This is a genomic window from Campylobacter sp. W0066.1 (assembly GCF_024723635.1).
Taxonomy (GTDB): domain Bacteria; phylum Campylobacterota; class Campylobacteria; order Campylobacterales; family Campylobacteraceae; genus Campylobacter_D; species Campylobacter_D lari_C.
In genome coordinates this window covers 72874-96077 of sequence record NZ_JANQCW010000001.1, presented here as the reverse complement: position 1 = coordinate 96077, position 23204 = coordinate 72874, and the positions used below count along the sequence as shown (strand labels likewise).

The following is a 23204-nucleotide window of genomic DNA, read 5'->3' as shown; positions in this document are numbered from 1 at the left end:
TAAGGAAATTTAAAAAATGGCTTTTTATCTCTTAATCAGCGCGATAGCTTTTTTAATTCTTTTCTTTGCTATTAAAAAATATACTTTAAAATTAGACGAGCAAGCTTTACTTGAGCCTATAAAAAATGATATTTATCCTGAGTTTTGTGATCTAATCAATGAAGAAATAAGAAATATCAAAAATAATCTTTTACAAAATACTTTTACACTTCAAAATGAAAACCATAAAGATGAATTTTTAGAAAATTTAAGCGATATGAGTAGAAAACTTAATCATATTCAAACCATGAATTTAAGTAAAAAAAATAGTGCTTTATGGGAAGAAACTCTTTTTGAGTTTTTAAAAGAGTTTGAAAATCTTAACGAGCAATACCTAAATAATGGTGAAAAAATCAATGATTCAATGAGAACTTCTTTGCAAGAAAAATTCTCTAATTTAACAAAAAACTAATATAAGCAAATTATTTATTTTAAAAAATACTATATAATTTAAAATTATTTTATAAAGGGGTTTTATGTTTATCAACAAGAAAAAAATTAATGAACAAATTACTCAATTAGAGCAATCTAACCAAGCCTTTCAAGATATACTTAATGCTATAAGCAAAACCATGGCAATGATAGAATTCCAAACAGATGGAACCATCATTAGTGCCAATGAAAATTTTCTAAAAACCATGAATTACTCTCTAGATGAGATCAAAGGAAAACACCATAGTATGTTTTGCTTACCTGAGGTAGTAAAATCACAACGCTATGTTGATTTTTGGAGAGATTTAAAAAGTGGTAAATCAAGAAATGGGCTTTTTAGACGTATTGCAAAAGGTGGAAAAGACATTTATCTTGAAGCTAATTATCTTCCTATTTTAAATCAAAATAACGAAGTATATAAGGTTATTAAATTTGCTAATGATATCACTCAAAGACACTATGAAATGCTTGATCTAAAAAACACCATAGATGCGGCTAATCGTTCTATGGCTATTATTGAATTTAATCCTTATGGAGAAATTTTAAATGCTAATGAAAACTTCACTCAAACTATGGGTTATTCATTAAGTGAAATCAAAGGAAAACACCATAGTATGTTCTGTGAAGAAAAATTTAGAAATTCAAAAGAATATACAATTTTTTGGGAAGAATTAAGAAGCGGTAAATTTCAATCAGGAAAATTCATACGCTTTGGTAAAAATAATAAACTTATCCACCTAGAAGCAAGTTATAATCCTATCAAAAATGATGATGGAGAAATTTACAAAGTTATTAAATTTGCAACAGATATTACTGAGCAAGTTGTAAGAGATGAGGAAAAATTAAAACTTATCAGCGAATTAGCTGAGCAAAATGATAATCTCACTCAAGAAGGTGATAGCGTCATAGAAAATACGGTTCAAAATATTCAAGGCATTGCTGATATGATGAATAATAGTAGTAATTTGGTTTCATCATTAAATGAGCAATCTGAAGAAATCAAAAATATCATTCAAACTATTAGCGATATAGCTGATCAAACTAATCTTTTAGCACTAAATGCAGCTATTGAAGCAGCGCGTGCAGGTGAGCATGGTAGAGGCTTTGCTGTAGTTGCTGATGAAGTTAGAAATCTCGCCGAAAGAACTGGACATTCAGTAAATGAAATTACTACTACCATTAATTCTATTAGAAATGTAACAGCTGAAGTGGTACAAAGTATCAAAGATGGCTTAAGCGGAGTAAATCAAAGTGTGGATTTAGCTAAAGAAGCTAGAGAGTGTATGGAAAAAATTAGAAATAGCTCAGCTCAAGTAGCTCAAGCTATGCAAAATAAATAAAAGTTTTTAGCTTAAATGCTAAAAACTTTTCCTGCTATAAAGCTTTTCTCTACCTTGCCTTGCAAGATATCATTTACATATAAACCTTCCCCTTTAAAAGAAAGATTTTCATCAAATACAACTAAATCAGCATCAAATCCAAGTTCTATTTTGCCTTTGTTTAATCCTAAAAAATGCGCTTGATTATAACTTGTAAAATCACATAATTCTTTCCAAGCTAAGATACCTTCTTTTACTAAATATGTAAAACATAAACTCATATACATAGCTATAGCATTAACTCCAAAATCTGCTTCATCAAAAGCTAAATCTTTTTTAGTGCTAGGAGTATGCAAAGAGCTTAAGAAAGTAATTTTTTTATTTTGAAGTAATTTTTTAAGGCTTATTAATTCATCTTTTGCTCTTAGTGGAGGTAAAATTTTTGCTTGAGTGTTGAAATTTTCACATGCACTTTCATCCTTAATTAAATGATGAATTGAGATTTCACTATACTGATCATGCAATAATTCAAATGATCTTGCAATTGCTAAAGAGCTAAAACAAGCTTTGTTTTTATAAAACTCCACTAGTTCTTTCATTTTTGCTACTTCACTAGTTTCAGCTATATTGCTAATTCCTATAAGTCCTAATTCAAAACTTATTTGTCCATCATTCATCACTCCATGATCATCAAAACTCTCATCAAAACACTTTAAAAACACCGGAGTTGATTTCATATTAGCATATTGCATACATTGTCTTAAATAATTTGCACCTAAAGTACTTGAAAGCTCTAAGCCCTTTGCGCCCATATCAATTAAGGTAGCAATATTTTTTAATTTTTCTGTTTTATCTAATACATTAATAGTAGGTAAAACATTAATATCTAAAGATTTTAATTTATCAAAATAAAGCACATAGCCTTGAGTGTTAGCTTCTAAACTATCTTTTAAAACAATAGTCCCCACCCCACCTTTTAAGCATGCTTTTTCAAGATTATATAATTTATCTATACTAAATTCATTATCAAGCAAACTAACATTTAAATCAATAAACGAAGGAAGTAAAGTCTTACCTTCTATATCAACAATATGCTCATCATCATTTAAATCATTAGCAATTTGAGTGATTTTTCCATCTTCTATTTTAAGATCAAGCTTTTGCTCGCCATAAATTTTTGCATTTTTGATAATCATGATATTTCCTCCTTTGATGACATCAAATCTTTCAAAGATTCCCAAGCATTCTTACCCTCTAGCATTAAGACTACTTCATTAACAATCGGGGTATAAATTTGAAATTGTTTTGATAAAGAATGTATAGCATAAGCAGTTTGCACTCCTTCAGCTACCTCGCCAAGTTCCATTAAAATATCTTTTATATTTTTACCACTAGCCAAACTTAAACCTACTCTATAATTTCTTGATAGATTGCTTGAAGCTGTTAAAAATAAATCTCCGGCCCCACTAAGTCCTAAAAATGTTTCTTCTTTAGCATTAAAAAATTGCCCAAAACGGTGCATTTCTACTAAGCCTCTTGAAACCAAAGAAGCTCTTGCATTATTACCTAAATTTAAGCCATCGCAAACCCCGCTTGCAATTGCTAAAACATTCTTATATGCACCACAAATCTCAGCACCTTTAACATCAGAACTTGTATAAGTTTTAATATAATTTGGAAAAAAACTTGCAAATTGATTACAAAGATCTTGATTTTTACCACTAACAACCAAAGCACAAGGTTTTTTTTCTAGCACCTCACTTGCAAAAGAAGGACCACTTAAAAAACAAAGTCTATCACTACTTATAAACTCGCTAAAAACCTCATCCATAAATTTTAAACTTTTACAATCAATACCCTTAGAAGCTACAAGAATTTTTTGATTTAAATCTTTAAAATTATTTACAAGCCACTCATGTATTCCTTGAGCATATAAAGCAAAAACTAAATATTCATATTCTAAAGCTTCTTTGGTGCTAACAAAATAAGAAAGATCTTTTTCGTGAAAAGAAGTTATTACGCATTCGTTTTTAACGCTCAATGCATCATATAAAGCACTTCCCCATTTTCCTGCACCAACAACTGCTATTTTCATATTTAACCAAGTTTTGCTTTTAAAATTTCATTTACCTTAGCAGGATTAAATGCACCCTTACCTGCTTTCATTGCCTGGCCGACAAAGAAACCAAAAAGTTTATCTTTACCACTTTTATATTCAGCTACTTTATCTTCATTGTTTGCTAAAATTTCATCAATAATCTTTTCAATAGCACCATCATCACTAACCTGTTTTAAACCAAGTTTTTCAATAGCATCATCAATTCCAACTTCTGTATTTTCAAACACATAAGCTAAAATATCCTTACCTGCTTTAGCACTAATAACACCTTCTTCTATACGTTTGATTAAAATAGCCAATTTTTCTTGTTTTACAGGTGAGTTTTCTATGGTCAATTCGCCTTTTAAAAGCCCCATTAACTCAGTCGTAAGCCAAGTAACACAAAGTTTTGGGTTTAATTTTTGGTTAATTAGATACTCAAAATATCTACAAAGCTCCAATGAAGAAACAATCACTTCACTATCACTTTCTTTAATACCTAATTCACTAACAAATCTAGCTTTTTTCTCATCAGGAAGTTCAGGTATATCTTGACTTAGCATTTCATCATCTAAAATTACAGGTAAAAGATCAGGATCAGGGAAATATCTATATTCAGCAGAATCTTCCTTGCCTCTCATACTTCTAGTAACTAAATTAACCGTATCAAATAATCTTGTTTCTTGCACAACTTCTTGGTCGTATTTTCCATCTTCCCAAGCTTCACTTTGACGTTTTACTTCATACTCAATCGCCTTTTGGATAAAACGAAATGAATTTAAGTTTTTAATCTCCACTCTAGTATAAAGCTTATCATCGCCCTTTGGACGAATACTAACATTAGCATCACATCTAAAACTACCTTCTTGCATATTTGCATCTGAAATATCTAAAAATCTTATAATAGAATGTAACTTTTTCAAATAAGCCACTGCCTCATCAGAGCTTCTAAGTTCAGGTTCACTAACGATTTCAAGCAAGGGCGTGCCTGCTCTATTTAAATCTACTTTTGAAAAATTACTCTCATGTATATTTTTTCCCGCATCTTCTTCTAAATGAGCTCTAGTAATACCTATGCGTTTATTTTCTCCATTTACATTGATAAACAACTCGCCATTTTCTACTATAGGAATATCAAATTGCGAAATTTGATAAGCTTTTGGCAAATCAGGATAAAAATAATTTTTTCTATTAAAAATACTTTTTTTATTTATAGTTGCATTAACCGCTTTTCCAAATGCTATGGCTTTTTTTACCGCTTCTTGATTTAATACAGGTAAAGCACCTGGTAAAGCTAAACATGTTGGGCATACATTAGTATTTGATTTTTCTCCAAAAGAAGTCGCACATGAGCAAAAGATTTTTGTTTTTGTATTTAATTGTGCATGAACTTCAAGTCCTATAACAACTTCAAACATTAAAATTTTCCTTAGAATTTTTTGATTATTCTAGCGTTTTTTATTTCAAAAAGAGTTTAAAAAAGAATAAAAGAAGTATATTAAAAAAGAAAAAGCAAAAAAAATATTTTTGCTTTTTAAAAATTAATGATGCTCATCAACTACAGTTGCACCTGCTAAATAAACATAAGTTAAAATCATAAAAATAAAAGATTGCAAAAATGCCATAAAAGTTAAAAGCATATAAGCAGGTAGTGGTGCAACCCAAGGCACAAGAGCTAAAATGACTGCTAAGAATAAATCATCTCCCTTGATATTACCAAATAAACGGAAAGATAAAGAAATAACTCTTGAAAAATGAGAAACCACTTCTATAGGAAACATTAAAGGCGCTAGAATTTTCACAGGTCCCATGAAATGTGCAAAATACTTAAAAAACCCTTGAGTTCTAATGCCTTCAAAATGATAATACACAAATACTATAATAGCCAAAGAAGCACTAAAATTTAAACTAGCACTTGGAGCTTCAAAACCAGGGATGATTCCTATAATATTACTAAAAAACACCATAAAACCTATAGTTGCAACTAAAGGCAAGTATTTTCTAGCAGCTTCATCGCTACCCATAGTATCCCTACCCATGCTTAAAATGCCTTCCATATAAGCTTCAGCTAAATTCTGACTACCTCTTGGGACAATTTGCATAGATCTTGTAGCAAGTTTTGCTAAAATCAAAGAAATCACAACCACTATACCCAAATGAAAAAAGTATGCAAAAGTGTGACTAGAATCTATAAAAGAACTAAACAAAAATAAATCTTTCATTAAAAATCCTTAGCAGAATAAATATTTCAAAGCTAATATTATAAAAAAAAATTGCTTATATTTTAATGAAAATTCATTTTATTTGCGCAAAAATATCCACCCAAAATCGCACCTGTAAAACCACCGCCAGGAAATATAAAAGCATTAGCAAAATACAAATTTTCTACACTTTTGCTTTTATAATGTAATCTGTATTTAGCCCCTTCTTGATCTTGAGAAAATCCATAAATTGTTCCCTCATAAGCTTTAGTATATCTTTGTATAGTTTTTGGAGTGGCTAATTCTTGATGGATTAAGTATGAGCTTAAATTTGGAAAAATCTCATCAAGTCTTTGCACTATAGCTTTCAACACTTCTTCTTTTTTAGCTTTATAATCTTGCTTATTTAAATCCCACTCTTGATAATTTGAACTAAAAGCTACAACACCTATATATTTATCGCTAGCTAAGCCACTATCAACCTTAGAATAATTCACAAAAGCTATAGGTCTTTTTTTGATATCTAGTTTTAAAATATTAGTATTTTCATATGAACTATTTAAAAAATCATCTTCAAATATAAAATTACAATAATCCATATTTTCATAAATTTTAGAAATATCTTTATCATAAATAAAATAAGCACTTACCAAAGAACAAGCACGCTTTTTAGATTCTATTGCTTTGATTTCTTGGGTTAAATTTAAATCTTTAAGCAAGTCTTTATACACGATTAAAGGATCACAATTAGCAATAATTTTTTGCGCATAAACCGTGTGAGTTTCATTTTTATGAGTATATTCTACTCCATAAGCTTTTTGATCTTTTGTGAGTATTTTAACAACTTCAGCCTTGGCTAAAACCTGTCCTTGATTTTCTTTGATAACCTCAGCCAAAGCACCACTTAAAGCTTGAGAGCCACCTTTAATATACACCCCACCATCATAATAATGTTTTTGTGCCATAGCATGATAAGAAAAAATAAATTCTTTACTATTATGATGATAATAACTTAAATTTGCATTTAAAATCTTTTTTAACTTATCATTTTTAATATAAGCATTTAAAACATCATAAACTTTTTTATTAAACAATCTATTTTTAATAAATATCCAAGCAGTGCTAAATGGAAATAACAATAATTCACTTAATTTTAAATCCCAAGGAAATCTTCGAATAGCATAAGCTTGCGTTTTTATAGCTTTAAAATATTTATCTATACCTTTACTTTCTTGTGGAAATTCTTTTTTCAAAACCTCTTTTACTTTTTCTATACCATGAGGTAAAGTTAGATTATAATTTTTACTTTTAATGCTCCAAGCACTTGGTAAAGGTAAAATTTCAATTTTATTTTTTATACCAAGTTTTTCAAAAACCAAATGCTTCATATCAGTTTTTGCTTCACCTAGGTCCATCTCATGAAGTCCCGCATCAATCAAAGCGCCTTTTCTTTTAAAACAAGTAGCACAACCACCGATTAAAGAATGCTGTTCTAAAACTAAAACTTTTTTACCATTTCTAGCTAAAAAAGCACCCGCACTTAAGCCTCCAAGACCTGAACCTATAATAATTACATCAAATTTTACATCCATTCTAAAACCTCACGTAATTCTTTGGCTACAAAACATTTTAAACCAAGATCTTCCATAGGCTTAACCGGCACTATGGCATTTTTAAATTTTTGCATTTTAGCTTCTTTTAAACGCACATCAAGTGAAAATACTTCTTTGATCTCACCATTTAAACTAAGTTCGCCCACAAAAACACTATCTTTACTTAAAGGACGATTTTTAAAACTTGAAATAATTGCTGCAACCACCGCTAAATCTGCTGCAGTTTCACTAATTTTCACCCCACCACTTACATTAATAAAAACATCATAATGCCCCAAGGGAATTTCAAGCTTTCTCTCAAGCAAAGCTATGAGCATATCTAAACGGTTTTTTTCATAGCCTGTTGCACTGCGTTTTGGGTAAGCACTCTCACAAACTAAGGCTTGAATTTCTAGCACTAAAGCTCTGCTTCCTTCCATCACTACACTTAAAGCACTACCACTTACTGCCTTGCCACGCGTAAAAAATCTATTAGCTATATCTTTAGCACTAATCAAGCCCTTAGAAGTCATTTCAAAAATACCAACTTCAGAAATATTTCCAAAACGATTTTTAAAACCTCTTAAAATTCTTATTTCTTTATTGGCATCGCCTTCAAAATAAAGCACTACATCTACCATATGCTCTAAAATTCTAGGTCCAGCTATAGCTCCATCTTTGGTGATATGTCCTATGATAAAAGTGCTAATATTATTGGCCTTAGAATAGCGCATCAACTCAAAAGTAATTTCTCTAACTTGAGTGATACTACCTGCTGCTGAAGTAATTTTATTAGAATATAAAGTTTGAATAGAATCAATAATTAAAATTTCATAATCTTTTTTAGAAAGTTCGCTTAAAATATCTTCCAAGCAAAGTTCAGTAAGTAAAAATAAATTTTCACAATTTGCATTCAAACGATCTGCACGCAGTTTGATTTGAGATTTACTCTCCTCACCACTTACATAAAGTACTTTTTTACCGCTTTTAGCCAAATTCGAAGCAATTTTTAATAAAAGTGTGGATTTTCCAACCCCAGGTGAACCCCCAATTAACACCAAAGAACCCACAACAAGCCCACCACCTAAAACTAAATCAAGTTCATTATCATCAGTACTAATACGTGTGAAATTTTCTGCTATAACATCATTTATACATACTGCAGAACTTGGGGTGTTTGAGAGTGAATTTAACTCTTTTAAAACCTTAATTTGTTCTTGCTTTAGCTCAACAAAACTATCCCAAGAACCACATTCAGGACATTTGCCTAGCCATTTACTTTGTTGATTTCCACAAGCTTGACATTCAAATAAAATATGTTTTTTAGCCATAAATTATGCAAAAATCTCTTCAACTAAAGTTTTAACATATTCATTAGGATTAAACTCATGAATTTGTCCTAGTTGCTCTCCTACTCCTACATATAAAATAGGAAGCTCAAGCTCTCTTGCTATACTAAATAAAGCTCCACCTTTAGCGGTTCCATCAAGTTTTGTAATAATCACTCCATCAAGTTTTACTAAATCATTAAAAGCTTTTGCTTGTAAAATTCCTGCTACGCCTTGAGTGCCATCAAGCACAAGGATTTTTCTATGAGGAGCTCCCTGCATAGCTTTATTGCTTATGCGAACGATTTTTTCAAGCTCATTAGCAAGATTTTTTTGATTTTGCAAGCGTCCCGCTGTGTCTAAAATAACTCTATCATAGTTTTTTGCCAAAGCTTTAGAAATAGCATCATAAGCAACTGCTGAAGGATCATGTCCTTGTGAAGTAGCTATGATATCTATATTTAATTTTTGCGCCCATAATTTTAACTGCTCTATAGCTCCTGCCCTAAAAGTATCACAAGCTCCAAGTATAACTTTTTCACCATTTTCTTTATGCAAATGTGCCATTTTAGCAATACTTGTAGTCTTACCTACTCCATTTACGCCTAAAATCAAATCCACAAAAGGCTTAGCATTAGCAAGTTCTGGCTTATCATAAATAAAATAAGTCCCCATAACACGCTCTAAATCAGCCTTTTTAACCTCATCATTTGGAGGAAGATAATAAATAATCTCTTCAACTATTTCATACGCCACATCAGCTTCTAAAAGCATTTCTTCAAGCAAATATTTGGTAATGATTTTATTTGAAGCTTTAACTAAATGAATACTTTCTAAGGTTTTTTTCAAACCATTTTTTAAAAATCCAAACATTACATTATCACTTTTTGTATATCTATATCTAGCATTTCTTCAGGGATTATCCCTAAATACTCTTTAATCTTTTCGCCTTTTGCATTAAACAACACCATTGTTGGAATAGAATTGACATTTAAAACCTTGGAAAAAACAAAATTATTCCCTCCTATAGCCGCTGGAAATTTTATTTTTTCATTTTCTATAAAAGTTAATATTTCTTGCTCTTTATTTTCTTCTAAAAAAAGCGCTATTACTTCAAATTTGTCTTGATATTTTTTATCTAGATTATTTAAATGTGGAATTTGAGCCTTACAAGGTGTACACCAACTTGTAAAAAAAACAAACAACTTAGCTTTAGCCGTATCATCAAAATTAAAAGCTTGTTCATGATATTTCACATACATTTTTCTACCATCTAAAAATTTCAAAGTAAAATCAGTATTTTCACTTTGAGTCAAACTTGCATTGTCTGTATTTTCAGTGTTAGAATTTTCTTTATCACTAGAACATGAAGCAAAAAATACCGCAATAAAAATCACTAAAAAAATTTTAAATTTCAATTCTTATCCTTATGATTTTTTAAGCTTAAAAGTATAACATAAAAAGTTAAAAACTTTAAGGAAAGCCTTGATAAAAAACAATTTTAGAATAAAACAAAAATCCAAAATGCATTTAAAATTAAAATATCAATACAAAAGGGATTTTTTAGTTTTTCAAGAAATAATGAAAATTCTAAATTTATGCAAAAATTGCAAAAATATCCTTATATACATCCCTTTAAAATATGAAATTAATCTTTATAAATTCAGACATTTTTTAACAAAAAAATATCAAATTTTCGTCCCATTTATGCAAGATAAAAGTTTAAAGGTAGTAAAATTAAGATTAGCTCTTGAAAAAAAGAGCTTTGGGGTATATGAACCAAAAGATTCTTTTTTGCAAACTCGCATTGATGTTGCGATTATCCCTGTAATAGGTGTAGATGCAAAATTAGGAAGAATCGGTCATGGTCAAGGTTTTTACGATAGGTTTTTTGAAAGTATTTCTTATAAAAAACCTTTGGTTATTTTTACACAAATGATTGATGCAAAATCTGATCAATTTTTTAGCCAAGATCATGATATAAAAGGAAATTTTTATATAAACCCTTATAAAAAATATTTTAGGAAAGTTAAAAACAATGATAGAAATATTAGTCGCATTAATAGCCGTTTTTATAGGCGGAGGGATTGGGTATATAGTCGCCAAAAAGATTAATGATGCAAATTTCAATATCTTTTTAGAGCAAGCAAAAGCAAAAGCAAAAGCCATTGAATACGAAGCTGAATTAACACTTAAAGATGCTAAAAATTCAGTTGCTGAAGCTGAATTTGCAGCAAAGAAAAAATTTGATGAAAAAATTCAAAAACTACAAAAAGAGCATTCTATTAAACTAGAAGAGCTTAACAAAAAAGAACAAAATCTTCATTATCAAGAAAAACTTCATGAAGAAAACAAAAATAAATTAGCAAAAGAGCAACAAGTTATAAAAGCTTTACATGAGGAAAATGAAAATTTAAAACAAAACTATGAAACAAAACTAAATGATGTTTTAAAAATCCTTGAACATTCAGCTGGTCTTACACAAGAAGAGGCAAAAAACATTGTCTTACAAAAAGTAGAAGAAAACTCAAGAGCTGAGATTGCTCATATTGTTAGAAAATACGAAGAAGAAGCTAGAAATGAAGCCAAAAGAAAGGCTAATTTTATCTTAGCGCAGGCTACTTCAAGATTTGCAGGAGAATTTGCTGCTGAAAGATTAATCAATGTAGTAAATATCAAAAATGACGAACTAAAAGGTCGTATTATAGGTAAAGAAGGAAGAAATGTTAAAACCTTAGAAATGGTTTTGGGTGTTGATATTATCATCGATGATACACCTGGAGCGATTATAGTAAGTTGTTTTAATCTTTATAGACGCGCCATTGCTACAAAGGTGATTGAACTTTTAGTTGAAGATGGCAGAATACAACCTGCAAAAATAGAAGAAATTCATGAAAAAGTTTGCAAAGAATTTGAAGATAATATCTTAGAAGAAGGTCAAACTATAGTAATGGATTTGGGACTTAATAATATCCATCCTGAAATTGTTAAATTAATAGGAAAATTAAGATATAGAGCAAGTTATGGACAAAATGCTCTAGCACACTCTTTAGAAGTAGCACATTTGGCTGGAATCATAGCAGCTGAGTGTGGTGGCGATGAAAAACTAGCAAGAAGAGCTGGAATTTTACACGATATAGGCAAGGCTTTAACGCATGAATTTGAAGGTTCTCATGTGGATTTAGGAGCTGAACTTTGCAAAAGATACAAAGAACATCCTGTTGTGATTAATGCAATTTATGCTCACCATGGACATGAAGAGGCTACAAGTATAGAATCAGCTGCTGTTTGTACAGCAGATACACTAAGCGCTGCGCGTCCTGGTGCAAGGCGTGAGGTGCTTGAGGCCTTCTTGAAACGAGTTAGCGAACTTGAAGATATAGCAAAAAGTAAAGAAGGGGTTAAAAAAGCTTATGCTATTAATGCTGGTAGGGAGATTAGAGTTATTGTCAATGCAAAATTAGTCAATGATGATGAATCTGTCCTTTTAGCTAAAGAAATAGCTGAAGAAATTCAAGAAAAAGTTCAATACCCTGGTGAAATAAAAGTCAATGTCATCAGAGAGCTTAGAGCTATTGATTTTGCAAGATAAGGTTTTTCATGCAAGAAATGATAGATAATCTAAGCACTTATGGCTATTTGATTTTATTTTTTTATTCTTTTGGTGGAGGTATGGTTGCTATACTTGCTGCCGGGGTACTTTGTGCAAGTTCTACCAAACTTGATTTGCATTTGTGTATATTTTTAGCCTTTTTAGCTAATACCATAGGCTCAACCTTATTATTTATCTTGGGAAAATACTATAAAAAAGACATAATGCCTTATTTTAAAAATCATAGAAGAAAAATTGCTCTTGCTATGATGAAAATCAAAAAATACGGCGATTTGCTTTTAGTGGTGCAAAAATTTATCTATGGAGTAAAAACTATCATTCCTATAGCAGCAGGTCTTTGTAAATTTAGCTTTGTAAGATTTTTTATCATCAATACCTTGGCTAGTTTGATTTGGGCTGTTGTTTTAGGTTATGCTGGTTTTATTTTTGGAAATACCCTAAAAGAAGCTTTTGAAGTATTTACCAACTATCCTTACATAGCTCCTGCTTTTATAATCACTTTAATTTTTATTATATGGTTATATTTATCACGCTTTTCTAAGAAAAAATGAGTTTAAAATTCTCTATAAAAGAAACTTATAGAGAATTTTTTATTTTATTATTATGTTTTTTAGCAATTTTTAGTTTAAATTTCATCTATGAGTATAAAAAATATCAAAATTTTAAGCTTACTAAGCATTTATTACTTAAAGATAACATCGTTTTATCTTCTTATGAAAAAACTAATAAAAAAGGTAAAAAATATCAAGTTTTAAAACTTAAAAATTCTAATTTTATTTTTTACGCCACTAGTTTTAAAGATCTAAATTTAAGTAAAAATGATGTGATAAATCTTAGAATTATCACTAAAAATATTAACTTTAAAGATTATCTTAGTAAAAGTTTTTATGCACCAAGTTATGATTTTAATAAAACTAAAACACAAAAAGAAAACTCCTTAATAAAGTATTTTCTAAATCAACATCAAAATGAAAAAATCAAAGAATTTTACGGGGCTTTATTTTTTGCCAAAAATATATCAAGTGAACTTAGAAATGATGTAAATTTTTATAATATTGCACATTTGATTGCTATTAGTGGATATCATTTGGGCTTGTTATTTAGCTTTTGCTTTTTGATTTTTGCTCCTTTGTATGCCTTTTTTCATAAACGATATTTTCCTTATAGAAGTTTGAAGCTTGATATTAGTATTTTTGCTTTCTTACTTTTAATTTTTTATATATTTTTAATAGATTTTAGCCCTTCTTATACAAGAGCTTTACTAATGAGCATTTTTGCTTTTTATTTATTTAGTAAAAATATTAAAATACTCAGTTTTAAATTTTTATTTTTAAGTATAGTCTTTTGCATTAGTATTTTTCCAAAACTTCTTTTTAGCGTTGGGTTTTTATTTTCTATTTTAGGAGTTTTTTATATTTATTTATATCTTCATCATTTTAAAGATCAATTTTCAAATTTTACTCATGTTTTTTTGCTAAATATCTGGACCTTTTTAGCAATGATTATCCCTGTATTATACTTTTTTCCTCTACTTAGCTTTCAGCAATTTTTAGCCATACCTTTAAGTTTAGCCTTTGTGATATTTTATCCTTTGGTTTTAATCTTGCATATTTTCTCTTATGGAAATTTATTAGATTTATATTTAATGCATTTTTTTGAGTTTAAAATGCATGCAATTAATCTATCAATACCTTTTGTGTTTTATTATATTTATTTAATTTTATCTTTAATCGCTATATTTAATAAATACTTAGCTCTTTTTATAATTTCTCTTGGGCTTATTCCCTTTATTTTCTTGATTTAAAAGCAAACAAGCCTTTAAGCCCAAAAGATAAATAATCCAAGAAATATAAATCCACAAAAAGAAAAATAGTATTACAGAAAAAGAACCATATACATTTAAATAAGTTTTATTATATACAGCATAATACACAAAAATCATCTTAGAAATATACCAAATTACAGAAGCACCAAAAGAACTAATAAGTAAAGTTTTTAAATCGCCTTTTTTGCTTACCGAACTTGAATAAGAAACAAAAAACAAAGCCCATATAATCACATAAGGTAAAATCTCAAAAAAATTTAAAGCAATATTAAAATCATCTAAGGTTTTTTGTATAAAACCTGAAATATAAAAGCTCACCCCAAGCCCAAGTGGGGTTAAGGTTGCTAAAGTCCAATAAGAACTTATACTGTGCCAAAGACTTTTAGAATCTTCTTCTAAGAGCTTATTAATCACATAATCATAACCTGAAAAAAAAGCCAAAGAAGTCAAAGCCATAGCCAAAAGTCCTATAAGTCCTAAATTTACGCTGTTTTTTAAAAAGGTATTGATATACTGTATGATTAATTCTTGTTGAGTTGGGATTAAAAAAGTAAAAATTAAATTTTTAATTCTTTCTTGATACATTTCAAAACTTGGAATTTGAGTAAAAACCCAAAAACACAAAAACAAAAGTGGTATTAAAGACAAGATAGTATAAAAACTCAAAGCCGCAGCATAATTTAAAATTTCTTTATCTCTTAAAGCTAAAAGAATTTTAAATAAGTTTTTAAAATTCATCAAAGTCCCATTTTGAAAGGATTGAGTATATTATTTGGATCAAATGCTTTTTTGATATTTCTCATTAAGTCCATTTCAGCTTCACTAAAAGCAAGCTTCATAAAAGGAGCTTTTGAAATACCTATGCCATGTTCTCCACTTAAAGTCCCGCCTAAAGAGACTGTAAGCTTAAACACCTCTTCCACAGCTTCATAACCTTTTTTAACTAATTCAGGATTGTTTTTATCACTTACCATTACATTAGTATGTACATTGCCATCGCCAGTATGACCAAAACAAGGGATTTTAAAACCATATTTTTTAGAAATTTCAGCAATACCTTTTAAAAGCTCAGGTAGTTTTGAACGCGGTACTGTAATATCTTCATTAAGTTTTAAATTTCCATACATTGCTATACTTTGAGAGCAGTTTCTTCTAGCAAACCAAATATTAGCTGCTTCTTGTTCATCTTTTGCTATTTTAAACTCTCTTACGCCAGATTCATAAAAACTTTCTTGCAAGATTTTTAAATCTGCTTCCAAGGCCTCTTCTACATTACCATCTACATCAGCGATTAAAATCGCACCCGCATCCATAGGCAAGCCTTTTTGAAATTTTTGCTCTAATGCTTGTATGCTTAGTTGATCTAAAAATTCCATAGATACAGGGGTCACACCTTTGGCTAAAGTTTTATAAACTGCATTCATCGCTTCATCAATACTGTTAAAAATCCCCATAGCTGTCTTTTTAAACTTTGGCAAAGCTACAAGTTTTAAAGTAATCTCACTAAGCACAGCCAAAGATCCCTCACTTGCTATTAAAATTCCAGCTAGATTATAACCTGCTACATCTTTTATGGTTCTTTTACCTGCTCTAATGATTTCTCCATTAGGTAAAACAGCTCTTAAAGCCATTACATAATCTTTAGTTATACCATACTTAGCAGCCCTCATACCCCCTGCATTTTCGCTTACATTCCCCCCTAAAGAAGAATACTCCATACTAGCAGGATCAGGTGGATAAAATAAACCGTATTCTTTTACTTTTTCTTGCAAAGCCATATTTATCACACCAGGCTGCACTACTGCAACTAAATTTTCAAGATCAATTTCTAAAATTTTATTCATATGCTTTTCAAAGCTTAACACCACTCCACCATTAACAGCCAAGCTTCCACCGGTAAATCCACTACCTGAGCCCCTAGGAATGACGATGATTTTATTTTCATTGCAATATTTTAGAATTTGACTAATATCATTTTCATCTCTTGGAAAAAGCACTCCATCGGGCAAATAATGCTTTTTAGTAGCATCATAGCTATACGCTCTTTTATGGATAGGATCAAAATGTGCGTTTTCAACTCCTAAAAGATCTTGAAAGAATTTTTGATGAATTTCTTGCATTATTTTTCTCTAGTTAAGCTAATTAGTTTTTCATAATATACATAATAATTTCCAATAGCCTCATCATTTAAGCTAAAAATATCACTTTTATAACCTGTAATTCTTGAATAAAATGGAATTTGCAAAATTTGAGCTTGCGGTATGGCAAATTCTTCTATCTTGCCAAAATCTTGACAATCAACTATCTCAGCTTTCTTTTCTAAAGCTACTACCAAAAGCCCCACAGCATTTTTTGAACAAAAAGATCTAAAATCTGATCTTCTTGGAGTTTGGCGGTATTCTTGTATCATATGCGCACCAAATAAATCAGGATGTAAAAAATAAATTCTATTTAATTTTTGAGCTATAAAATCATACACACTTTTATCAGGAGCTATAATCAAAGCTCTATCATATAAATAATTTAAAACTATTTTATCGCCTACTTGTGGCAATACATTGGGCAAAGGCATAGCATCTTGAGCTAGCATATCAAAAACTTTAAATTGTAATTTAACTAAGCCATTTTCACGCCCTATCACACTAGCTCTTGCAATAATAGATTTTTGTGTATCAATTTCATGTACAACTATACCACTTGAGTGTAATAAAATTCTAGGATCATCTTTTATATAACCATAAATATCATCTACTTTTTCAAGTTTTGTTTGTATTAAATCAAAATTTTTAGCTTGTAAAAATGCTAAAAAACAGCAAAACATTAAGATAATTCTTGACAATTTATACTCCTTAAAAAGTGTAAAAATAAATTATATTGTTTTTTCCTTACAAAATTGTAAGAAAAATTAAGTAAAATACAAATTTATGTTTAAATTTTAGAAGGCTTTAAATTATCATGAAAAAAATTTTCATATCTTTACTTATATCCATAAAACTTTTTGCTATTTCAAGTGTTGAAGAACTTTCTTGGGAAAATGGCAAAACTTTACTTGATTTTTTACAAGATCATTCTATACCACTTAATTTATATTATAATCTTGATACCGAAGATAAAGAACTAAGCGCAGAAATTGCAAGTGGTATTAAATACCAAATGCTAAAAGACGAGCAAGGTGAACTTGAGCAAGTTTTAATCCCAATTAGTGATGATTTACAAATTCATATTTACAAAAATAATGAAAACAAATTCGTATTGAGTTTTACCCCTATTTCTTACACTAAAGAAAAAAGAACCATTCGCGTAGCTATTAACAACTCAGCTTATCAAGATGTTTATGATGAAAGTGGCAGTGTAACCTTAGCAAGAGCTATGGTGAGAGCTTTTAAAAATAGTGTTAATTTTAAAAATGTCAGAAAAGGCGATAGCGTAGTATTAATTTATGAGCAAAAAAGAAGACTAGGAAGACTTTTTGGCGACATTAATATCCAAGCAGCTTTAGCTAATATTAGAGGTAAAGAATATTCTGTGTTTTTATATAAAGATTCTTATTATAATGCTCAGGGAAAAGAACTTGAAAATTTCTTTTTAACCAAACCTGTTAAATACACAAGAATTTCAGATCGCTTTACTAGAGCAAGATATCATCCTATCTTAAAACGTTATAGAGCGCATTTAGGTATTGACTACGCAGCTCCAACGGGTACTCCAGTTAAGAGTGCAGGAGATGGGACGATTAGTTTTGTTGGGACAAAAGGTGGTTATGGCAAGGTTGTACAAGTAAAGCATGTATCAGGCTATATGACTTTATATGCTCATCTTAGTCGCTTTGCAAAAATCAAACGTGGTCAAAAAGTTAAGCAAGGACAAGTAATTGCCTATGTAGGCTCTACTGGTATGAGTACTGGGCCACATTTACATTTTGGACTTTATCTAAATAACAAAGCAATTAATCCTGAAACCATAGTAAAAATTCCAAAATCAAGCCTAAGCGGTAAAAACAAAGAAGAATTTTTAAAAATGGCAAAAGAATATGAAAACCGCTTGCAAAGCATTGATGAAAACTATAAAAATCCACCAAAAGAACAAAATATAGAAAATTCTATGGAGCTTTGAGATGATGAATGATTTTTTAGAAGCACAAGAACTTTTAAAAAATATTTCCAAAGATCAAAGCACCTATGAAACCAATGAAGCCCTAAAGACTATCAAAAGATATAATGAAGAGCTTTATTTGCAAACTCTTAAATCTTTTGATACTTACACACTAGCAAATGTAGCTACTATAACACCTGAACATATCTTAGAAGATATTTTAGAACACTTAAGCATTATAAAGATTGCAAAAGCGGTAGAAGAGCTTGAAAGTGATGATGCAACAGACTTAATTAAGCGTTTTGAAGAGCTAAATCCACAAAAAACTTTAGCCATTTTAAACCGCTTAAGTTCCGAAGATAAAGAAGAAATTTTACGCCTTAAAAATTATGATGAAAATACTGCTGGTGCTTATATGCAAACAGAAATTTTCACAGCTTCTATTGATGAGAGTATAGAAAAGGCTATTAAAAGATATAGAATTTTAAAACACTCAGGGCAAGTAGATCAAATTTTTCAAGTTTATATTATAAATAATCAAGGGAAGCTTTGCAATGCTATCAACTTAAGTGATCTTTTGATTTGGGACTTTAAACTAAGTTTTGCAGATATTATTAAAAATAATAACGAAAAATATAAATGTTATAGCATTAAAGATCATGAAGATATACAAAAGGCTATTGATATAGTAGAAGATTATGATTTGAGTGTTTTAGCGGTTGTAAATGATGATGGAGTGCTTTTAGGTAGAATTACCTATGATGATATCCATGATTTAATCCAAGAAAATGCAACAGAGCAAATTTATAACTTAGCCGGAGTTGATGAAGATGCCGAAGAAGAAAGTGCTTTCAAAGCAGCCAAAGCAAGAGCTTTTTGGCTTATGATTAATCTTACAACTTCATTAATCTCAGCTAATATCATCAGTCTTTTTTCAGGCGAAATAGAACAACTTGTAGCTCTAGCAGTACTTATGCCTATCGTAGCTTCTATGGGAGGCAATACAGGCTCACAAGCTTTAGCAGTAACAGTTAGAAAACTTTCACTCAATGAAGTAGAATTTAAAGATGCTAAAAAAGTTATATTAAGAGAAAGTGGAATTTCTTTATTAAATGGGCTTATATTTGCTAGCATTATGAGCATTATAGCTTTCATATGGTTTAAAACAGCTCTTTTAGGACTTGTTATAGCCTTATCAATGCTAATTAATCTAGCCTTAGCAGGCTTTGTGGGTTCTTTTGTACCATTAACTTTAAAAAAATTTAAAATCGATCCCGCAGTAGGATCAAGTGTAGTGATTACTGCAATTACCGATGGTTTGGGATTTTTTAGTTTTTTACTTTTGGCAAAAATGATTTTATTATAAAAAAGGGAAATTATGTCAAGCATTATATATAAAGATCAAGAAATAGAACTTATAGGAGATGAGCTAGAAGTTGGCGATAATGCTCCAAAAATAACTCTAAGAACCAAAAACCTCGCCCCAGTAGAAATAGCACCACCAGGAAAAACTCAAATTTTATTAACCTTTCCTAGTTTAGACACTCAAGTATGCTCTAAACAGGCAAAAGAAACCAACAAAAGATTAGCTTCTATGAAAAATATTGAAGTTATTATTATTAGTATGGATTTACCTTTTGCTATGGATCGTTTTTGCGCTACTGAAGGGGTTGATGATATTATTGTAGCAAGTGATTTTGCCTTTAAAGATTTTGGCACTAATTATGGAGTTTTAATAGGCGATAGTATATTTGCAGGATTATTAGCAAGAGCAGCCTTTGTAGTCAAAGATGGAAAAATAGTGTATAAGCAACTCGTAGAAGAACTAATGGGAAAAATCGATTTTAAAGATTTAGAACTTTTTATGCATAAAAATTATGGTTACCCTTTGAATTAACCTTCAAAGTTTGTAACCACAAAATCTTCTTTTGGAGCTTCAATAAAGCATGATTTTTCTTTTAAAAAAAGCAAATCCACATGCCCTACAGGACCATTTCTATTTTTACCTATAATGAGCTCAGCCTTTTCTTGCACAGGATTTGGCATAAATTTTCTCTCATAAGTTTTGCCTTCATTTTTAGCTTTATTTTCTCTTTCTTTTTCTTCTTGCTCTCTATAAACCTCATCTCTATATACAAATAAAATCGTATCTGCATCTTGTTCTATAGCGCCACTTTCTCTTAAATCACTGAGCATAGGACGCTTATTTGCTCTACTTTCTAATGAACGATTTAATTGCGAAAGTGCCACTACTGGCATATTTAATTCTCTTGCTAAAAGCTTTAAGCCTCTTGAAATTTCACTCACTTGTAAATGCCTATCATTAAAAGCTGAATTACTCATCATAAGACCAATGTAGTCAACTACGCAAAGCTCAATACTCTCATCTTGAGCTTTGATTTTGCGTAAAATCGAACGAATATCAGCTATGCTAGCATAACCACTATCATAAATATAAAGATTTTTTTGCGCATATTCATTACAAGCATCACCCACTCTACTCCACTCATCATCGTTTAAATCTGCGATTAGAATTTTTTGCAAAGGAATGGAGGTTTTTGCACTGATTAATCTTTGCATGATTTGCGTAGCAGGCATTTCTAGTGAAAACATCACAACGCCTTTATTTTGCCTTAGTGTTTTTTCTATAAAATTAAGACAAATTGTAGTTTTTCCCATACCTGGGCGTGCAGCAATGATTACAAGATCGCCAGGTTTAAAGCCTTTTGTCATTTTATTAAGCTCACTAAAGCCTGTATCAAGCCCTAAAATATCTTTGTTTTCAGCTTCTTTTTGCTTTTTAAACTCATCCATAAGTTCAGACATAACCATAGTCATATCTTTAATACTATTACTATTTACACGGTTAGTAAGATTAAAAATCTCTTTGCCTATTTCATCTGAAATTTGAGAAATGCTTTTATCTTCATTAACCCTTGTAGGTATAGTATAAGCAAAATTTAAAAGTTGGCGTCTAATGGACTTTTCTCTTAGCTCATAAGCGTATTTGCTCACATCCGCTATGGAAGTAGTGGCTAAAACTTCAGCTAAAATTTGCTCATCTACTTTTTTATGTTTTCTTATAAAACTTGCACTTATAGGCTCGCCTGCATTCACACAAGCTAAAATAGCTTTGTAAATATCTTGATGAGCTTTGAGTGAGAAATCATTAATCTCAATATCTGAAGAAATACTAAAAAAAGAATCCTCACTAAATATACAAGAACTTAAAATCGCCCTTTCAAGATCTAAATCAAAATGCTCATTATTTTGACTCATACATACTCCAAATTATAAATTTGCAAATAAATCAGTTGATAAATATCGCTCGGCTGTATCATTTAACATAGTCAAGACTTTTTTATTTGGATTTTCTAAAGCAATTTTTCTAGCCATATATACATTTGCTCCGCTTGAAATTCCTGCCATTATGCCATTTTTACCAAGATCTAAGGCTGTATTTAGAGCATCTTCATTACTTACACAAACTATCTCATCTATAATTTTTTGATTTAAAATTTTAGGGATAAAATTTGCACCTATACCTTGAATTTTATGGCTTGCAGCGGTATTTTGGCTCAAAAGTGGCGAAGATGCAGGTTCTAAGGCTATGATTTTGACATTAGGATTGTGTTCTTTTAAAATTTCTCCTACTCCACTAATAGCCCCACCTGTGCCAAAACCTGCTAAAAAAATATCAAGATCAGGTAAAGCTTTTAAAATTTCTAAAGCAGTATTTTTTCTATGTGCGTTTTTGTTGTTGATATTTTCAAATTGACTTACCATAAACGAATTTGGAATTTCACTCAAAAGCTCATTAGCTCTATCAAGCGCTCCCTGCATACCTTTACTTGCCTGAGTAAGCTCTAGCTTTGCACCAAAAAAACTCATCATTTTTCTACGCTCAATACTCATAGACTCAGGCATAGCTATGATAAGTTTAAGCTTTAAGCTTGCACAAATCATTGCTAAAGCTATGCCGGTATTTCCACTTGTGGCTTCTATAATGGTTGTTTCTTGATTAATCTTACCTTCATTTAAAGCTTGTTTTATCATCTCCACAGCCGCTCTATCTTTTATAGAATGACTTGGGTTAAAATACTCACATTTAGCATAAAGATTTGGAGCAAATTCTTTTAAAGAAATAATCGGGGTATTACCTATGCAATCTAAAATATTATTATAAACTGACATTGTTTTCCTTCTAATTTTTTAAAACAATATCAAAAGAAAATTAATACTTAATCTACGAAGAAAAACGCAAAAGTTAGAAACTTTTGCGCAAAGAATTATTTTTTAGCTTTTTTAGCAGTTTTAGCAGCAGCAACTGCGTCTTTAAGGTTTTTACCTACTTTAAATTTAGCAACTTTAGTAGCAGGCACTTTGATAGTAGCACCAGTGCTTGGCACTCTAGCTTCTCTAGCAGCTCTTTCAGCTACAGAAAATGTACCAAAACCGATAAAGCTAATGCTATCACCTTTAGCTAATACATCAGTAATAGTAGCGATTACTGCATCAGTAGCTGCAGTTGCATCTTTTTTAGTTAGCCCAGCAGTTTGAGCAACTTGAGAAATAAAATCTGCTTTAGTCATAAAAAGCTCCTTGATTAAAAATGATTGTTAAGTTTAACACATTTATCAAGCTTTTGCAAGAGGTTTAAACCCA

Annotated in this window: 23 protein-coding genes and 1 pseudogene; 10 read left to right on the top strand and 14 right to left on the bottom strand. The window is 30.3% G+C overall.

The genetic code is table 11. The features are described from left to right. The first annotated feature begins 16 nt into the window (after nt 1-16). The 3 genes and pseudogenes from CAMP18497_RS00445 (at nt 17) to CAMP18497_RS08270 (ending at nt 1811) form a co-directional block, all read left to right on the top strand. The gene (locus CAMP18497_RS00445; RefSeq protein ID WP_337212087.1) at nt 17-451 is read left to right on the top strand and encodes a hypothetical protein; all 435 of its coding nucleotides are present in this window, start codon (nt 17-19) and stop codon (nt 449-451) included. 64 nt (nt 452-515) lie between these two features. After that, nucleotides 516-1283: pseudogene (locus CAMP18497_RS08275) on the top strand (PAS domain-containing protein); the annotation flags it as partial. Further along, on the top strand, nt 1263-1811 hold the full coding sequence (locus tag CAMP18497_RS08270; RefSeq protein WP_391527395.1) for a methyl-accepting chemotaxis protein: 549 nt from the start codon (nt 1263-1265) through the stop codon (nt 1809-1811). The pseudogene CAMP18497_RS08275 and the gene CAMP18497_RS08270, both read left to right, overlap by 21 nt. Before the next feature lie 11 nt (nt 1812-1822). Here CAMP18497_RS08270 and CAMP18497_RS00435 read toward each other — a convergent pair whose 3' ends face one another. The 8 genes from CAMP18497_RS00435 to CAMP18497_RS00400 all read right to left on the bottom strand — a co-directional run bounded on the left by CAMP18497_RS00435 (nt 1823) and on the right by CAMP18497_RS00400 (nt 10427). Continuing rightward, nucleotides 1823-2986, bottom strand: a complete 1164-nt coding sequence (locus CAMP18497_RS00435; protein ID WP_337212086.1) for a metal-dependent hydrolase — start codon at nt 2984-2986, stop codon at nt 1823-1825. Then, nucleotides 2983-3885, bottom strand: coding sequence for an NAD(P)H-dependent glycerol-3-phosphate dehydrogenase (locus CAMP18497_RS00430; protein WP_337212085.1), 903 nt, complete (start codon nt 3883-3885; stop codon nt 2983-2985). Before CAMP18497_RS00430 ends, CAMP18497_RS00435 begins: the two co-directional genes overlap by 4 nt. Before the next feature lie 2 nt (nt 3886-3887). Next, entirely contained in the window at nt 3888-5306 is a 1419-nt protein-coding gene (gene gatB, locus CAMP18497_RS00425) for an Asp-tRNA(Asn)/Glu-tRNA(Gln) amidotransferase subunit GatB (protein ID WP_337212084.1), read from the bottom strand. Between the two features lie 123 nt (nt 5307-5429). Continuing rightward, nucleotides 5430-6110 (bottom strand): F0F1 ATP synthase subunit A, encoded by a 681-nt coding sequence (locus CAMP18497_RS00420; protein WP_039668715.1) that lies wholly within the window; start codon nt 6108-6110, stop codon nt 5430-5432. A gap of 62 nt (nt 6111-6172) precedes the next feature. Beyond that, the gene (locus CAMP18497_RS00415; RefSeq protein ID WP_337212083.1) at nt 6173-7681 is read right to left on the bottom strand and encodes a phytoene desaturase family protein; all 1509 of its coding nucleotides are present in this window, start codon (nt 7679-7681) and stop codon (nt 6173-6175) included. After that, nucleotides 7672-9012, bottom strand: coding sequence for a DNA repair protein RadA (radA, locus tag CAMP18497_RS00410; RefSeq protein ID WP_257938838.1), 1341 nt, complete (start codon nt 9010-9012; stop codon nt 7672-7674). The genes CAMP18497_RS00415 and radA overlap by 10 nt, the downstream gene beginning before the upstream one ends. Nucleotides 9013-9015: 3 nt before the next feature. Then, a complete protein-coding gene (gene ftsY, locus CAMP18497_RS00405; RefSeq protein ID WP_337212082.1) occupies nt 9016-9882 on the bottom strand; it encodes a signal recognition particle-docking protein FtsY in 867 nt (288 codons plus the stop codon). Beyond that, entirely contained in the window at nt 9882-10427 is a 546-nt protein-coding gene (locus tag CAMP18497_RS00400; RefSeq protein WP_337212081.1) for a TlpA family protein disulfide reductase, read from the bottom strand. The genes ftsY and CAMP18497_RS00400 overlap by 1 nt, the downstream gene beginning before the upstream one ends. A gap of 67 nt (nt 10428-10494) precedes the next feature. Between CAMP18497_RS00400 and CAMP18497_RS00395 the strand changes: the two genes are divergently transcribed. From CAMP18497_RS00395 to CAMP18497_RS00380, 4 genes are read left to right on the top strand one after another with little or no spacing between them, the layout of a single operon-like run. Beyond that, nucleotides 10495-11124 (top strand): 5-formyltetrahydrofolate cyclo-ligase, encoded by a 630-nt coding sequence (locus CAMP18497_RS00395; protein ID WP_263675219.1) that lies wholly within the window; start codon nt 10495-10497, stop codon nt 11122-11124. Beyond that, on the top strand, nt 11048-12601 hold the full coding sequence (gene rny / locus CAMP18497_RS00390) for a ribonuclease Y (protein WP_337212080.1): 1554 nt from the start codon (nt 11048-11050) through the stop codon (nt 12599-12601). The genes CAMP18497_RS00395 and rny overlap by 77 nt, the downstream gene beginning before the upstream one ends. A gap of 8 nt (nt 12602-12609) precedes the next feature. Beyond that, entirely contained in the window at nt 12610-13173 is a 564-nt protein-coding gene (locus CAMP18497_RS00385) for a DedA family protein (RefSeq protein ID WP_087699278.1), read from the top strand. Next, nucleotides 13170-14426 carry a ComEC/Rec2 family competence protein gene (locus tag CAMP18497_RS00380; RefSeq protein WP_337212079.1) on the top strand — a complete coding sequence of 419 codons (1257 nt, stop codon included), beginning with the start codon at nt 13170-13172 and terminating at the stop codon, nt 14424-14426. The genes CAMP18497_RS00385 and CAMP18497_RS00380 overlap by 4 nt, the downstream gene beginning before the upstream one ends. On the opposite strand, the gene CAMP18497_RS00375 is transcribed toward CAMP18497_RS00380, so the two are convergent. From CAMP18497_RS00375 to CAMP18497_RS00365, 3 genes are read right to left on the bottom strand one after another with little or no spacing between them, the layout of a single operon-like run. After that, the gene (locus CAMP18497_RS00375; protein WP_337212078.1) at nt 14373-15185 is read right to left on the bottom strand and encodes a YihY/virulence factor BrkB family protein; all 813 of its coding nucleotides are present in this window, start codon (nt 15183-15185) and stop codon (nt 14373-14375) included. The genes CAMP18497_RS00380 and CAMP18497_RS00375 overlap by 54 nt on opposite strands. Beyond that, nucleotides 15185-16567, bottom strand: coding sequence for an FAD-linked oxidase C-terminal domain-containing protein (locus CAMP18497_RS00370; protein WP_337212077.1), 1383 nt, complete (start codon nt 16565-16567; stop codon nt 15185-15187). The genes CAMP18497_RS00375 and CAMP18497_RS00370 overlap by 1 nt, the downstream gene beginning before the upstream one ends. Then, nucleotides 16567-17268 carry a plasminogen-binding N-terminal domain-containing protein gene (locus tag CAMP18497_RS00365; RefSeq protein ID WP_337212119.1) on the bottom strand — a complete coding sequence of 234 codons (702 nt, stop codon included), beginning with the start codon at nt 17266-17268 and terminating at the stop codon, nt 16567-16569. Before CAMP18497_RS00365 ends, CAMP18497_RS00370 begins: the two co-directional genes overlap by 1 nt. A 134-nt stretch (nt 17269-17402) precedes the next feature. Here CAMP18497_RS00365 and CAMP18497_RS00360 point away from each other — a divergent pair, with 134 nt between their 5' ends. The 3 genes from CAMP18497_RS00360 to tpx are packed head-to-tail and all read left to right on the top strand — an operon-like array spanning nt 17403 to nt 20436. Beyond that, nucleotides 17403-18560, top strand: coding sequence for a peptidoglycan DD-metalloendopeptidase family protein (locus CAMP18497_RS00360; protein ID WP_114640562.1), 1158 nt, complete (start codon nt 17403-17405; stop codon nt 18558-18560). A gap of 1 nt (nt 18561) precedes the next feature. Next, complete coding sequence (gene mgtE, locus CAMP18497_RS00355; RefSeq protein ID WP_337212076.1) at nt 18562-19905, top strand: magnesium transporter; 1344 nt, start codon at nt 18562-18564, stop codon at nt 19903-19905. A 12-nt stretch (nt 19906-19917) separates the two neighbouring features. Beyond that, complete coding sequence (gene tpx / locus CAMP18497_RS00350; RefSeq protein WP_337212075.1) at nt 19918-20436, top strand: thiol peroxidase; 519 nt, start codon at nt 19918-19920, stop codon at nt 20434-20436. Here the strand turns inward: tpx and CAMP18497_RS00345 are convergent. The 3 genes from CAMP18497_RS00345 to CAMP18497_RS00335 form a co-directional block, all read right to left on the bottom strand. Further along, nucleotides 20433-21818 (bottom strand): replicative DNA helicase, encoded by a 1386-nt coding sequence (locus CAMP18497_RS00345; RefSeq protein ID WP_263687541.1) that lies wholly within the window; start codon nt 21816-21818, stop codon nt 20433-20435. The genes tpx and CAMP18497_RS00345 overlap by 4 nt on opposite strands. A 12-nt stretch (nt 21819-21830) precedes the next feature. Further along, nucleotides 21831-22733 carry a cysteine synthase A gene (cysK, locus tag CAMP18497_RS00340; protein ID WP_337212074.1) on the bottom strand — a complete coding sequence of 301 codons (903 nt, stop codon included), beginning with the start codon at nt 22731-22733 and terminating at the stop codon, nt 21831-21833. Nucleotides 22734-22828: 95 nt separating this feature from the next. Continuing rightward, a complete protein-coding gene (locus tag CAMP18497_RS00335) occupies nt 22829-23131 on the bottom strand; it encodes an HU family DNA-binding protein (RefSeq protein ID WP_039619003.1) in 303 nt (100 codons plus the stop codon). Nucleotides 23132-23204: the final 73 nt, after the last annotated feature.